This window comes from Christiangramia lutea (assembly GCF_022489035.1).
Taxonomy (GTDB): domain Bacteria; phylum Bacteroidota; class Bacteroidia; order Flavobacteriales; family Flavobacteriaceae; genus Christiangramia; species Christiangramia lutea.
Genome location: NZ_JAKVTV010000004.1, coordinates 261,072 through 273,574 on the forward strand (window position 1 = coordinate 261,072; position 12,503 = coordinate 273,574).

Genomic DNA, 12,503 nt, shown 5'->3' on the forward strand with positions numbered 1-12,503 from the left:
GCCAATCTTCAGTGGACACCCCTGCTGTTGAGAAAACTGAAGGGAAAAGACATATACCAATATTCCGAAAGAGAGCATTAATAGTACTCCAAAAACCAAAGAAAAATTCTCTTAAGAGTGATCTAATGAATGAGCGAAATAATCCTTTCATAGATATTAACCGGCAAATTATCAATTACCGGGCTCAAAATTTAGTATAAGCCATTATTAATCTCAGTAACCATTTTTCCGGTAATTACAAGGATTATATTTAAATGGATCACAATAAATTTCTCAAATTCAACTTAAAAAGATAATTAATTATCTTTCCATATCGCGAATTTCAGTTCGCTAAGGTTTAAAGGAGTTTTTAACTAGATCAATTTATGTTTATGCGTAACAGGCTTTCACTCTCGTTTTTATTGATAACAATTTTAATGCTTACAATTGAAGAGGCTTATAGTTTTCAGAATTCAACACACCAGTTGAATATTGTTCCTAAACCTTCAAAAGTTAAAAAAGGCGAGGGAGGTTTCGTAATTGATCCTGAAGTGAAAATTCAAGCCGGAAAGAATTTAGAGAATGAAAGGAACTTTTTAAAAGAAATTCTTACAAGGTCAATAGACCTGGATTTCAGTAAAGGGAATAGATTGATCCAGTTAAAAATATCAGACCGGTTTGATAATGATGAAGCTTATCATCTCCAGGTATCCAAAGATCACATAGATATTGAAGCATCTACAAATGCAGGTATATTTTACGGTATTCAAACATTAAGGCAATTACTCATACAGAACAATAAGGAGTTCAGTTTTCCAGTGGTTGAAATTGAAGATTCTCCAGCTTTAGGTTATAGGGGAATGCACCTTGATGTTGCAAGGCACTTTTTTGATGTAAATGAAGTGAAGGAATACCTGGATATGCTGGCCCTGCATAAGATAAATACTTTTCACTGGCATCTCACCGAGGACCAGGGATGGCGTATTGAGATTAAGAAATACCCAAAGCTCACTGAAATTGGAGGTTTCAGAAATGGAACTATTGTGGGAAGATTTCCAGGATCTGAAAATGATAATGAAAAATACGGAGGATTCTACACTCAGGAAGAGATCAGGGAAGTGATAAAATATGCTGAAAAAAGACATATTACAATTATTCCCGAGATCGAAATGCCTGGGCATAGTAGTGCAGCAATAGCGGCTTATCCTTATCTGAGCTGCTTTCCTGAAGAGAATACGATTGTGCCTGAGGGAAGGATTTCAGAATCTGGGAAGCATTTGCAGGAATCTGGAAATCCAAAGATCGTTCAGGAATCATGGGGAGTTTTTGATGATGTATTCTGCGCCGGAAAAGAATCCACTTTTACTTTTCTCGAAAACGTGCTGGATGAGGTCGTAACTCTTTTTCCTTCAGAATATATTCATATTGGTGGGGATGAATGCCCGAAGGCAAACTGGGAACGTTGTCCAGATTGCCAAAAAAGGATAACTGACCTCGGACTGGAGGATGAGCATGAGCTGCAAAGTTATTTTATTCAGCGTATGGAGAAATACCTGAATGCAAAAGGAAAAAAGATCATTGGCTGGGATGAGATCCTTGAGGGCGGACTCGCACCTAATGCCACTGTAATGTCCTGGAGGGGAGAAGAAGGAGGTATCGAAGCGGCAAAGCAGAAGCATGATGTGATTATGACTCCAACCGGATATTTCTATTTAGACTATTATCAGGAAATAGGACTGGAGGGCGATCCTATGGCAATTGGTGCATATCTGCCATTAAGTAAGGTCTATTCATACAATCCTAAACCGGAAGAATTATCTAGTGAGGAAGCCGAATATATTTTAGGTGTACAGGCTAATGTATGGACCGAGTATATGCAGAATTTCGATAAGGTCCAGTATATGACCTTACCTAGATTGGCTGCATTGGCTGAGGTAGGATGGACCCGTAAAAAAGATCGAAACTGGTTGGATTTTGTGAAGCGAGTGCAGGGATTAAAATATATTTATGAAGCTCAGGATTATAATTATGCAGGTAGAAAAAATTCTGAAATCCTGATAGAATAGATGATTTCAAGAACTTCAGGTTCTTTTTACATTTTTCTTCAAATGATTCTGATCAGATTTCCTGATTTTAGATTTCCTGGTAGGGTTGTTCTATATTGGTCTTATCCTCGTAATTCTCCTTTTTCAAAATTTTAAAACTGTTCTTTTTGCTTGATTTTGTTAAATTTAGGGGTATAAAACTATATTTTGAAAAGAACAGATCAATCAAACTTCCTTAGTTTATTCTTTCTGCTTGTATTTCTGTTTGGTTTTTCAGTTTACTCTCAGCCCACTGAAAAAGCAACCTACGATCTTGTGATTCTTGGAGGAACTCCTGGTGGAATAATGGCGGCCATAGCGGCCAACCGGGATGGGTTTAAAAGCCTTATCATTGAACGTAATGGACATATTGGCGGTCTTCCGGCAAATGGCCTTGGAGCTACAGATATAAAAACCGAGGCTGCCGTTGGTGGACTCTTTAAGGAATTTATTGGCCGGGTAGAAGGACATTATATTTCAAAGTATGGCAAGAACTCTTCCCAGCATAAAATTTCAAAAGGTGGATACAGGTTTGAACCTTCCGTAGCCGAAAGTGTTTTAACTGAAATGCTGAAGGAACATGAGCTTATAGATGTATGGAAAAACTATCAGTTCGATGTTAATACGAACAATATTTCAATAGAAAATAGAAAGATACAATCCATAATAGTTTTTAATAGGATAACGGGTGAAAGCAAAGAAGTCTCAGGAAAGATTTTCATAGATGCTACTTATGAAGGAGACCTTATCGCAGCAGCCGGGGTTGAGTATGTTCTAGGAAGGGAATCCAGGAATAAGTATAATGAACGATATGCCGGAAAAATATATAAATATTGGGGAGGACCGGTAGGTAAGGGATCTACCTTTGAAGCTGATGATGCCATACAGGCCTATAATTACAGGTTGTGCCTTACAAAAGATCCAGAGAACAGAATTGAAATAGAGAAGCCTGAGGAATACAATCGAGAGGACTATGTAAGTTTGATTGATGATGTGCTTACGGGAAGGAACACGAGCAAGTTATTTCAAAATTATAAAAAGAAGAATCCAGATTATTCCAATAAAACAACAGCTTCTGTGGTTGCCGACAAACCAAAAATTCCAGGTAATCCTGATGGTATTCAAAAGGTTGTGAACCTGGTAGATCTTCCCAATTCAAAGACTGATGCCAATAATCAGCATTTGGCCTTTATCTCGACAGATTTGCCCGAGGAGAATTGGCCCTGGCCAGAGGCTGACTGGGAATGGAGGGATAATTTTGCCAAGCGGCTTAAGAATTACACCCTTGGTTTATTATGGTTTGCCCAGAATGATGAAGAACTGCCAGAATGGTTCAGGCAGGAATGTATAGGGTGGGGACTGGCAGCTGATGAATATGTAGATAATGAAAACTTTCCCCGGCAGGTATATGTTCGTGAAGGCCGCAGGATGAAAGGGCAATATTTTTATACCGGAAAAGATGTAAAACCAACAGGAAAGAATAGGCGACCTCCGGTGCATGAGGAGAGTATCTCCGCGGGGCACTACAGTATCGATTCACACGGTGTAAGAAAAAGAGAACCTAACAGGGTTCATCTGGACGGGTTTTTAAGTGATCATACAGAACCTTTTACCATACCTTATGGAGTCATGGTTCCAAAGGAGGTAGATAATCTTCTGGCCCCGGTTCCCGTATCTGGCAGTCACCTGGGCTTTTCCACTCTTCGGATGGAACCTACATGGATGGCTTTAGGTCATGCGGCGGGAATCGCGGCTGCTACGGCTATAGAGACATCAGAAAACGTTAGCGATATTAATATTGAACGCCTTCAGCTGAAACTTTTACGGCAAGGTGCCGTACTTATGTATTTTGAAGATATCGATAGAGAACACCCGGCATTTTTCGGATTTCAACTTTTAGGATTAAAGGGTATTTATGACGGCTGGTATGCAAAACCCGATAAAAAAGTTTCCCGCCACAAACTTCGGGAAGCTATAGATAAATTGGGATTAAAAATTGAAAATTTTAAGAAAAATGACTTATCCCGAAGTGAATTTGCACAGATCGTTTTTAACGAATATTTCAGTAAACAATTAGAAAAATATCAATTAGGAACAGATTAATTTAAACGGTCCTTATGTAATGAAATATTGAAATTGCTTAAAGTTACAACTACATAATCTGGCTTTTTCACGCTATTTAAATTCACCATTTATCAAAAGCTGCTTTATCAGTATTATTTACTCGGCTATAGGTGCCACGAATCATGCGAATCTGGTATAAATGACCAAAAAAATGAGTGCAGCGAATGGCCATTATAGTTCTTAAATCTACATCTGCTCTCTTTTTATCATTTTCGTTATAAAGGTATTTTGAAGGTCGTCTGATTTGTTCGGGATTCAGGTTTTGTACAAGCCTATCATATTTTTCGTGTGCTTTGGTTAAGCGGTCTTTCATTTGATCAAAACTATCAGATTGAAAGGAAGTGGAAGGTTGCTTATCTATAAGATACAATCCTTTTTCTTCTATAGCATCGCTAGCCCATTCCTCGAACCAGGTAAGATGCCCTACAATCCACCGGATCGAATTTGCTTCGTCATTGATCTTCCAGTCCAATTCTTCCTCGGTGATCCCATTAAGTATTCCCCAGATCCATGCAAGTGAATCGTTATCCATTTCTCGTAATAGACTAACCTGAGCTAACAAATCTTCTTTTTCCTTTGGGATGGCCCAGGATAACAGTGGAAGAGAACAAAAAGCGGCCGAGGCCGGTAGACTTTGCAAAAGCAATTCTCGTCGTTTCATAATTATTGTTTTTAGATCAGCATATAAAAGATAATTAAAATATACCAAACCTCTGTAAATCAGTGTTTGTCTAGAGTATTTTGAATGAATTGTAGGATGCATGTAGACATTTAATAGATAAAATGCATTACTTTAAAACGGAGGATATTTTTTAGAAATACTAAATTTATAAAGTTTCTCTATCAATTAAATAAGCGGTTAAATGCCAAGGATTCCTTAAATGGACTGTTATATTTAAGGATATTCTTTAAGTTGCCAATATTGAAAATATCCGTAAAAGGGAATAGATCCTATGAAGCAAAAGGTACATCTTACCAGATTGAATCAGAACAAAGAGATCATCGAAGAGATTGAGGAAGAATTCCAGATCCTTGGGGAGGAAACTTATAAACATCCGAAGAATAAAAAAGGAATGATCCCAATGCGGACTTCCCTTGGTAAATATGTGCATATTGGTACCAGGGAGGGGGATTACCGCAGGTGGTATATCACCGAAAGCCTGAATGAAGAATTGCTTAATTTGAAGGAAGAAGATCAGGGTTAAATACATGTAAGTTTTAATGATTACCAGGTTAAATATTATCATTACTTCCACCGGCTCCACATCCTTCAGAATAAAGGTTGAATTTCTAAAGAATACAGGAAAAGGATCACATAAATTACCCATCTCTTTTCCATACCGAAAGCTGTTTCATATCTAATTTGTATTTTACAGGAAATCAAAATTTAAATGGATAAAGACTTCTGGCTGGAACTTAAAGAACAACTTCTTGTTTTTCTAATCGAAATTGGTCCTGAACTTATTTATGCCTTAGTCACTCTGATCGTTGGTATTTTCGCAATTAGGATTATTATGAACATCCTTAAAGGAGCTTTGCGAAGATCGAAAGTAGAGCTATCCTTAAAGACCTTCGTAGAAAGTTTAAGCATATTTCTTTTATATGGATTCCTGTTCTTTATTATTGGTTCAATATTGGGAATTAAAACCACCTCGTTTATTGCTGTTTTTGGAGCAGCAGGAATCGCAGTTGGTCTTGCTCTACAGGGAAGTTTGTCCAATTTTGCAGGGGGTGTACTAATCCTGGTATTCAAACCCTTTAAGGTGGGTGATCTAATCTACGTAAACGAAAAACTAGGATTTGTAGAGAAGATCGATATCCTGTATACCCGTATAAAGACCTTTGACGGAAGGATCATAACTATGCCTAACGGAAACGTTTCCAATAGTGATGTAGATAACCGAACCATGGAAAGATATCGTAGGATAGATCTAGATCTGAAATTTTCCTTCGATGAAGATCTGGATCATATACGGCCCATAATTATTGCCGGGATGGAAAAGCATCCTAAACTCGCTACACATCTGCCCGTGGATGTATGGCTGAATGAAATTGGGGAATACCAGATGAAAATTAAAGCCAGATGCTGGGTGGAATCTGTCGAATACTGGCCTGCATACTGGGAACAATTGGAAGCCGTCAAGAAAGAACTGGATAAGCAAGGGGTTAAGATGCCAATTCCGAAACATGAAATATATAAAGAAGGTATGGCTCAAATTTCATCTTAAAATGTTGGATGTCATCATTTAAACCCTCGAGGAATAATCTTACAAAATGGCTGAACATTTAAGCTATTGTTAACTATCAATCTTCATAGCATTTTAAATTAGATATTTGCCAGAAATAATACATTCTGTAGTTTTTTAATTTTATTTATGCACAAGAAAGTGATAGCCATTGTTGGTTGTGGTCCCCGGGGCCTCGCTGCATTAGAGGAATTATTCAAAGAAATATCCAATTTTAAAACCAGTATTGATTTCGAGGTGATCTTATTTGAAACTTCGAAGAATCTGGGTACCGGAAAAGCATGGGATCTTGATCAGCCGAATTCTAACTGGATAAATATTTCAGATTTTGCGCTTCAGGAACTCGAGGGCCGGGTAAAGATCTCATTTGATTCTTTTAGTGTACCTTCTTTTCCTTCTTACCGGGATTGGTGTCTTGCCAATGGTTTTCAAAAGGCTTCAGAAAAAGATAAGGATGTTTACCCGCCTCGAAGTGTTATGGGAACCTATCTGAATGAGCGTTTCAATAGTATTTTTGATATTTTGAAGGAGAATAACCTTGTCAGTCATTATTCAGAAGAAATTGTAGACCTTCAAAAGAGCGATAATAAAATAAAGCTAATTTCTACGGAAAGTAGTTATGATGTAGATGAATGCCTTCTAACCATCGGGCATCAACCAACAGAACTTTCCGAAGAATCCCAAACCTGGAAAAATCATGCTGAAAGAAGGAAATGTGTTTATATTCATGATCCATACGAATCTGAAATTGCAGATAATAACTGGGATCATAAGGAAATAGCGATCAAAGGCTTTGGACTCTCCATGATCGATATTTGCAGGATGCTGACTACCTGCCGCGGAGGCGGCTTCAGAGAAAAACCTGATTCGAAATTCCTGAAATATCTCAAAACTGGTGATGAGGTTAAGATCTATCCATTTAGTCTGGATGGTCTGCCGGTTGTTCCTAAACCCTATGGCAGGAAAGTAGACTCCTATTTTCAGCCTTCGAAAAGACAGGTGAAACATTTTGAATTGAAAATTGAAAATCACCTGGTAGAACCCGAAAAGATCGAAAATATTGATTTTTTAGTTTCAGCCTTTGCCAGCATATCTGCTGAAATATATTCGGAAATGGAAACTCCCTATACAAAGGGAAACTATGAAAATGAAGAGATAGAAAAGTTGATCAAGGATTGGCTGAATGATATGGATACTAAACATGCTTTGATACTGGATACCAGTATGCCGACAAGGGATTATATGGAAAAAACGGTGTCTATGGCTAATGGAGAATCTGCTTTTAGTCTCGACTATACTGTAGGTCAAATCTGGAGGCAGCTTCAACCAACCATGTATCGATTGTTTGCTCATTCCGGGCTAAAGGGTGAGGTTATGAAAGAGATCGTAGACCTGGATGAGAGTACTAAACGCTATTCCTATGGTCCTCCGGTTGAAAGTATCCTGCAATTGCTCGCCTTAATGGATGCCGATGTTCTGGACCTGCGATTTATTAAGGATCCGGAAACCGACCTGCATGAAAAGGGATGGAAACTAAGAAGAGAAAATGAGTCTGTAGTGGCCAATGTGATGATCAATTCAATTCTGGCAGGACCAGATATTGAAAAAATGGATAGTACGATCATTAAAAAACTTAAAAAAAATCTTCAAATTGAACAGGTTGAAAGCGGCCTGGGAATAGCTACCGAGTCAAGTGGACTAATTCTGGTTGAAAATTATAATTCGCAAATTCCTGTCGCCGTGCTGGGACGAAATTCGAAGGGCAGTATCCTGGGAACAGATGCGATCCTGGAATGTTTCAGTCCGGAGATCGAACTCTGGGCACAGGGAGTAGTAGAAAGGATTAGCTAATATTACCTTTAAATGGAATAATTATTAGTCCTGGAATGGCCTAAACAAAAACCGGCATTTATTATAATTTTGAAAGGCTTCTAAGTCATCGCCTGCTTCTATTGGACATCTTGATTCCATCAGAGAACTTTCCAACGCTGGTTGGAAGCCATTTTTAAATCTTTTTGTAAACTACAACACCAATAAATATTAATACCAGTAAAATTGAGATCAAAACAATAGTTCTCCAAAAGAGTTTATCTATGATTTCCTCTGTTCTGTTAAATGTTGTATCAATACTTTGATTGGTCAGGGCTGTCAAATCCTTAAAAGTAGCTTCTCTTTGCAAGTTTATTTGTTCAGATAGTTCTGCCAGAACGATCTCTCTTTCTTTTTTGATCTCCTCAAAAATAATTTCCCGCTCCTGTTGCAATGCATTTATTACTGCTATGCGTTCATTTCTTATGTCCTCAAAAGCAGTTTCGCGTTGGGTGTCGATTAAACTTGGAGTAGATTCCAGTAATACTACAGATCGTTCCAATAAGTTCGTTAAGGAATCGAAGCGACTGGTTAGAACAGGATTAGTCATAGTATTATTGATTAAATATTCTGATTCCCAGCGTACCTGTTTCGGAAGAACCTCCATATAAGAACCTAGTTGAGAACGCATCTGATCCAGATTTTGAGACATATCTTCAGCCAGTCCTTTGAAAGTAACTTTCTCAGCAGTTTGAATCTTCGTCATGAGCGGAATGGTGGATTGCCTTACAAAATAAGAGCTGTGGAGGGGATGTTCTTCAGCAAAATCTGTAACTAGTTTGGTACCTTCGGAAATATCATTATCGGGAACCAAGTTCCTGCCGATATCCAGTAAATCCTTCCACAGAGAGTCCATAGTTTGTATGGCAATATCCTGATGGCTTCCAAATAGATTTTTACCTGCCCCATTTTCAAAATACAATTTCAATTGGTAAGTAAACACGGCCATATCTATATATCCAAGAAAGGGATCGCTGTTGTAAATGGCTGTATTAGCAATAGGAATGGAGTTCAATTTCCAAATTAGAGCTTCCCTGTCTATAACTGGGTCTGAAGATAATTGCATGATACTATCTGCAGATTCAGTTATGCTTCGCTCGAACCTGTAAAAGAAATCGTTCATGGTAGTTCTCAATTCTTGCTGAGATATTTCAACAATCCCCCCACCTGGGCCTACCGACTTTTTCTTCCTTTGAGCACATGATAACTGGCTGATAAAAACAAGGCTTATAAAAATTCCATAGATCAAAGATTTACGACGGAAGAAAATAGAATTGATAGTTGAACGAAGAGATATCATACGCTGCCATTTTTATATTAATATCTTAAGTAGAGCTTTTACCTCAGTGAAAAGCAGAAATTGCCAGGGTTAAACTGTACCTCAATTCAAATTTTTTTCAATAGCTTATAGGTGATTGGAGTTGTTTAATTTTCCATATTTCATACTGTCATCTACCTTTTATCTCTTTATTTCGATTATTTTTTCAAAAAATCACCTTAAGTTTTAAATGAAAATCATGTAATTCAAAAAGTTTTGGATATAAAAGATATGACATAATTGAGAATTTAGAAAAAATAAAAAGCTCTGAGTATCTTCTCTTTAGACTGATTTTTAATGAAAATAAGTTTGCCCTGTACCCCGGAAGGATCTTCTGATCTAATAGGCAAATTGAAGTCATTTAATTTCAATAATCAAACTGTGAATTTTTTAAAGAATCTCCAGAATTAGGAATATTTTTTCAGGACTTTCTCCGGTTGTACCATGCCCAGTATCTTTAAAATTTACAAAAAATTCTTGGCGCTGATTTTTTGTTTTCGATGTATCTATCTTTTTTCCAGTCTAAACCAACAGAATGATCGTTGTTTCCTTGTATGACCAATACAGGAATTTGAATACTTGCTAATTGTCTTAATATGTTCAAATTGTTATATAGTGTATCATTTTGAAACTCCCTATTCACAAAATCAGCTTTTTAAAAGAAACTCATTAAAGTATCCATAGCAAAATATACATATTTTAATACCTTCTGGAAGGCAGGGCCATTTTGGGTTTATCTCTGTACGAATTGAAATTGAGCTGCCTTTAAAATTTATTTTTTTTCAAACCCATATCTTAAAGAAATTATCAATTCGGTTTTTATTTTTTCCAGTTGAACTCATTCGTTGTGGTGCTTTTCAACTTTCATTTGAATATTAGAGTTTTCTATAAGTTCGTAAGCTTATTCTATTTTAATTAGGTTATGACAGAAATACGTAGCATTCGCCACACCACCATCACTAATCTTTGAATTGACCTTAGATTGATCATTTATGAGATATAGGAAACTATAGGGTGCTCCTCAAAAATCTCTCATTGTATTTAATTTTCTTTTATCATATTTCTGAACTAGGTGATCAATTACAATCCCAGGTCTTCTGAATACTGTTTCATATTGATTAAATCTAAATTTTGAATTTCTTGAGCTATCTGCTCCTTCTCTGGTTCGTGCATGAAATTGAATAATTCTGTTCTAAAGAATTTTTATATAGATCATATTCTAACGTGGAGAACTTCCCTTGACCACCATGAAAATGAAGAATTACGGGGTCATGAGAGTTTGCTTCAACTCATACAAAAAATTAAGATTTTTCCACAGTAATTATAAATGATTCAAATAGAGTTTCCACTATGGTATTGCTGAAAAGTAAAAGAATTGTAGGAGTAACAAATGGGTAAGTTTTTAATTCATTTGATGTCTTTATAGGTTGACTTTCCTAAGACATATCAGAATTTTCGATGTTGCAAATAGAATTTGAAGGAAATAATTATATAAAATCAATGAATAATCTCTAAAAAAAAGGAGTAGGAAAGATTCTTATAATCAGTTTATCATGCTGTTATACTTTTAATCACCTCTTTTGGAACCACATAATTTAAATAATAATTCTTAGCTCCAGTTTCTAGTTTTTTACGATAAGAAGGATTGGAAAGTAACATAGAAATATCCTCCTGCAGGTTATTCAGGTTCGACACAAAATGAATATTTTCTCCATGTGTCAAAGCCCCTGGTAAATTATTTGAAAGTGGTGTTGAAATAATAGCTTTACCCATGGCAAGATATTCTCCTAATTTCCATCCATGACAATCGTGAACTGCCGGTGTATTAAAAACAAATAAGGATTCTTTAGTTTTTTCAATGTAAGATTTTACCGAGTATCGCTCACTAAAAATCAAGTCTTTAAAAAGCTTATATTGAGGGTGGTCCTGGTTTGAAAAAAAGCCACCTTCAAAATCTATATTCATAGATTCACAAGTCTCAACGAATGTTTTTCTGTATAGATTAGTTCCCTCAATACAATTTTCATGAGGCCACAATGTACCTATCAAAAAAACGTAAGGCTTATTTCGTTCATGTATTACTTCAGAATGATATTCCTCTAGTTTAGGTCTTTTAAATTGTAAGTAGTAGTCTAAAATATGGGCCTTCAGTGAAACTAATGGTCTAAATTTACATTTTATAAAATTTAAAAGACAGTTATAAACCAATTCAAACCCTTCCCACAGATTAATTCCAAAACCAGGTGGTATAGAAATTATTTTCTCATGAAAAGAATTGTCAGATAAGTAAGTTGAAAAATTTATTTTAGCATACCTATCGCACCAAATATATGCTCTTTCCTTAATGGTTCTTCTATCTGCAAAATCAATGACGTATTTCTTAAGGCTTTTATTATTGATTACCACAAAAGCCATATAATGATCATAAGAGTAGGGATCTGAAGCTCGTTTTAAGGAATCGAAATATTTTCCAGAAAATTTCACATTCTCCTTGCCAAAAACATCATATAAGCCTCTTATATAAAAAGAAGAGTATTTTATTCTAATAGTAGGGTCAATGTATACTTTTGTCTTATTCACTAATTTTCTAATTAATTGGCTTATCAACGGTCTCCTTTAAATTTGTTTATTAAGATTAGGAACGCGGATTTGTCGGCTTAGTATTGGTTTGTTGGTCAAGTTAATTATTTTCTTTCTAACGGTGCCGCTTATTGGCGATGAACCGTCTTAAGTTTAATTTCTCTAAATTTTGAATGTATAACCAGAAAGAACAAAAGAGAGGAATAAGGTTACATGAACCGTGGGAACTTGAGATTCCGTCAACAATGATAATCCCCTCTCTTTTCTACTTTAATTTCGTTTAGTTCTGTGAGACCTGGATCT

The 12,503-nt window shown here is 36.3% G+C and carries 8 protein-coding genes; 5 read left to right on the forward strand and 3 right to left on the reverse strand.

All coding sequences use genetic code 11. The features are described from left to right. Positions 1 to 416: 416 nt before the first annotated feature. Both ML462_RS13300 and ML462_RS13305 read left to right on the forward strand, forming a co-directional pair. Positions 417 to 2,045, forward strand: a complete 1,629-nt coding sequence (locus ML462_RS13300; protein ID WP_240714316.1) for a beta-N-acetylhexosaminidase — start codon at positions 417 to 419, stop codon at positions 2,043 to 2,045. Between the two features lie 186 nt (positions 2,046 to 2,231). Beyond that, positions 2,232 to 4,166, forward strand: a complete 1,935-nt coding sequence (locus ML462_RS13305) for an FAD-dependent oxidoreductase (protein WP_240714317.1) — start codon at positions 2,232 to 2,234, stop codon at positions 4,164 to 4,166. A gap of 82 nt (positions 4,167 to 4,248) precedes the next feature. Here the strand turns inward: ML462_RS13305 and ML462_RS13310 are convergent, their stop codons facing one another. Then, positions 4,249 to 4,848 (reverse strand): DinB family protein, encoded by a 600-nt coding sequence (locus ML462_RS13310; protein ID WP_240714318.1) that lies wholly within the window; start codon positions 4,846 to 4,848, stop codon positions 4,249 to 4,251. 292 nt (positions 4,849 to 5,140) lie between these two features. On the opposite strand from ML462_RS13310, the gene ML462_RS13315 reads away from it, so the two are divergent. The 3 genes from ML462_RS13315 (at position 5,141) to ML462_RS13325 (ending at position 8,284) form a co-directional block, all read left to right on the forward strand. Beyond that, complete coding sequence (locus ML462_RS13315; protein ID WP_240714319.1) at positions 5,141 to 5,392, forward strand: hypothetical protein; 252 nt, start codon at positions 5,141 to 5,143, stop codon at positions 5,390 to 5,392. A gap of 186 nt (positions 5,393 to 5,578) precedes the next feature. Beyond that, positions 5,579 to 6,415, forward strand: coding sequence for a mechanosensitive ion channel family protein (locus ML462_RS13320; protein ID WP_240714320.1), 837 nt, complete (start codon positions 5,579 to 5,581; stop codon positions 6,413 to 6,415). A gap of 147 nt (positions 6,416 to 6,562) precedes the next feature. Next, entirely contained in the window at positions 6,563 to 8,284 is a 1,722-nt protein-coding gene (locus ML462_RS13325; RefSeq protein WP_240714321.1) for an FAD/NAD(P)-binding protein, read from the forward strand. A gap of 154 nt (positions 8,285 to 8,438) precedes the next feature. On the opposite strand, the gene ML462_RS13330 is transcribed toward ML462_RS13325, so the two are convergent. Together ML462_RS13330 and ML462_RS13335 are read right to left on the reverse strand one after the other, a co-directional pair. After that, positions 8,439 to 9,602: a hypothetical protein gene (locus ML462_RS13330; protein WP_240714322.1), complete on the reverse strand. Its 1,164-nt coding sequence runs from the start codon at positions 9,600 to 9,602 to the stop codon at positions 8,439 to 8,441. Positions 9,603 to 11,171: 1,569 nt separating this feature from the next. Continuing rightward, positions 11,172 to 12,200 carry a glycosyltransferase gene (locus ML462_RS13335; RefSeq protein WP_240714323.1) on the reverse strand — a complete coding sequence of 343 codons (1,029 nt, stop codon included), beginning with the start codon at positions 12,198 to 12,200 and terminating at the stop codon, positions 11,172 to 11,174. Between the last annotated feature and the right edge of the window lie 303 nt (positions 12,201 to 12,503).

Excerpts from the sequence above, each read along its gene's own strand:
- ML462_RS13300 (WP_240714316.1), top strand. The coding sequence starts at position 417 with ATGCTTACAATTGAAGAGGCTTATAGTTTTCAGAATTCAACACACCAG.
- ML462_RS13310 (WP_240714318.1), bottom strand. The coding sequence starts at position 4,848 with ATGAAACGACGAGAATTGCTTTTGCAAAGTCTACCGGCCTCGGCCGCT.
- ML462_RS13315 (WP_240714319.1), top strand. The coding sequence starts at position 5,141 with ATGAAGCAAAAGGTACATCTTACCAGATTGAATCAGAACAAAGAGATC.
- ML462_RS13320 (WP_240714320.1), top strand. The coding sequence starts at position 5,579 with ATGGATAAAGACTTCTGGCTGGAACTTAAAGAACAACTTCTTGTTTTT.
- ML462_RS13325 (WP_240714321.1), top strand. The coding sequence starts at position 6,563 with ATGCACAAGAAAGTGATAGCCATTGTTGGTTGTGGTCCCCGGGGCCTC.
- ML462_RS13330 (WP_240714322.1), bottom strand. The coding sequence starts at position 9,602 with ATGATATCTCTTCGTTCAACTATCAATTCTATTTTCTTCCGTCGTAAA.